This window comes from Arsukibacterium sp., from assembly GCF_036735525.1.
Lineage (GTDB): Bacteria > Pseudomonadota > Gammaproteobacteria > Enterobacterales > Alteromonadaceae > Alishewanella.
Window position 1 is genome coordinate 1 of sequence record NZ_DAINOE010000204.1, and the last position, 1,657, is coordinate 1,657.

The 1,657-nt window shown below is 43.8% G+C and carries 2 protein-coding genes; both read right to left on the reverse strand.

What is annotated here, in order from left to right; genetic code table 11:
* Positions 1-51: 51 nt before the first annotated feature.
* On the reverse strand, positions 52-561 hold the full coding sequence (locus V7D78_RS17285; RefSeq protein WP_333609692.1) for a M48 metallopeptidase family protein: 510 nt from the start codon (positions 559-561) through the stop codon (positions 52-54).
* 406 nt (positions 562-967) lie between these two features.
* Positions 968-1,384 carry an MAPEG family protein gene (locus V7D78_RS17290; protein ID WP_333609693.1) on the reverse strand — a complete coding sequence of 139 codons (417 nt, stop codon included), beginning with the start codon at positions 1,382-1,384 and terminating at the stop codon, positions 968-970.
* Positions 1,385-1,657 lie beyond the last annotated feature (273 nt).

Here is a 1,657-nt window from a genome sequence, read left to right on the forward strand (position 1 = left end):
ATTATACCTTGTTGCTATGCCGTCTAATTTTCGTTCAAAGATCAACAGCCTCTAGGCATTTGCCGGTAACTGCTGCCATTCTCGCCAGGTTAAAAATAAACGCAAATCCAATTCCAGCTGATGATAGTTGGGTTCCATGTGCTGACACAACTGATAAAACGCTTTGTTATGGTTTTTTTCTTTTAAATGCGCCAGCTCATGCACCACTAACATTCGTAATAAAGGCTCTGGCAAGGTTTTAAGTACTGCCGCAATTTTTATCTCATTTTTACTTTTCAGCTTAGCGCCCTGTACCCTGCTGATAAAATGATGCTGACCGAGCGCATTGTCGATGATATGAATGCGACTGTCAAAAACCACTTTACTTATCGGTGGGCTACTGCGTAAAAACTGCTGTTTTAGCTGTTGAGTATAGTTATACAAACTGGCATCTGTTTGTATTTGATGCCTGTCCTTTTTATAACGCTGCTCTAAAATATGCCCCAGCTTTTGCTGCTGCAGTAGAAGCGCTACCTGCTGCAACACGCTATCTGGATAACCCTGTAAGTAATTAAGTTGCAACTGCAGCTACCACCAGCTTTAGTATATCTAAGTATCTTCTTTGAACCAGGACAGGTATGTTCGCACAGCCTAACTGGCAGATCCAGGCTTTACAAAACCTATAAGTGGCAAAGCGTTGTTGAAAAAGCAACTGGGGTATAGTCGTAACCGTCTAGACCTAGTATTAATTTCAAGAGTAGGCATAACACTAAAGCAGTTGTTAACTTAGACTGTCCTTGTTGCGGTTTACCGATATATTGCGGTAATTTTTAATCAAGGCTGTGGTACTGAGTGTCGGGTTTGCGGCGCTTATTGGCGTTTTTCTTGGTTTTACCCAGCAGCTAAGGCCGCGAAATTGCAGCCAATGGACGCACTGCGCTATGAATAATCACTCCCCCGGCGCTATCTCCCGGGGGGGTGGCTCAAGCTACATCATTACCATCACGAGCAAACGCAACCACATAACCCATAGCACTAAACAGCCTAATAAAAACACCCGGAAACGAAGCCGCACATTATTACTGCCAATATGCACTAAGGTATGCATTACCCGTAACACCACAAAAGCTGCTGCCAACAACACAAAACCTAAATCTGCCAGTGCAAACTGCATAATAAACAGCACGCTAAACATAAATAGCATTGGCATTTGAAACTGGTTATCAAAATTTCGGCTGGTGGCAATCACCTGCTCATTAGCACCGGTTAAATCCATCGTCTTAAACGCCGCTACCGCAATTTCTTTATTTTTAGCTGCCGCTATACGGCGACGGCCCATCAAAACCATTACCACACTGGTTAACAGCACTTGCACCACTACACTGATAAAAAGGTACTTTTCCATCTGACCGTCCTTATTTAGTTCTTTTAATTAAAGAAAGCTGAGTATGCCAGTGCACTTAACACTTGGCTATAGGACCTCGCCATCGCGCTTTGCTTGTGTCAAATATATAGACTGTCCCAGTAGTCAAATTCGCTACAGCTAAGTGCAGCAAGCACATTCCAGGCCAGGTAACATAGACTGTCCATAAGCGGTAGCTTTGCCTGGGCTGGCAGTGAGGACGTAACTTGGTATACTGGCGCAAATAATTCGAGTAGTACGCTATGGCCCAACTGT

Coding starts and splice junctions, on each gene's coding strand:
- V7D78_RS17290 (WP_333609693.1), bottom strand. CDS start 1,384: ATGGAAAAGTACCTTTTTATCAGTGTAGTGGTGCAAGTGCTGTTAACC.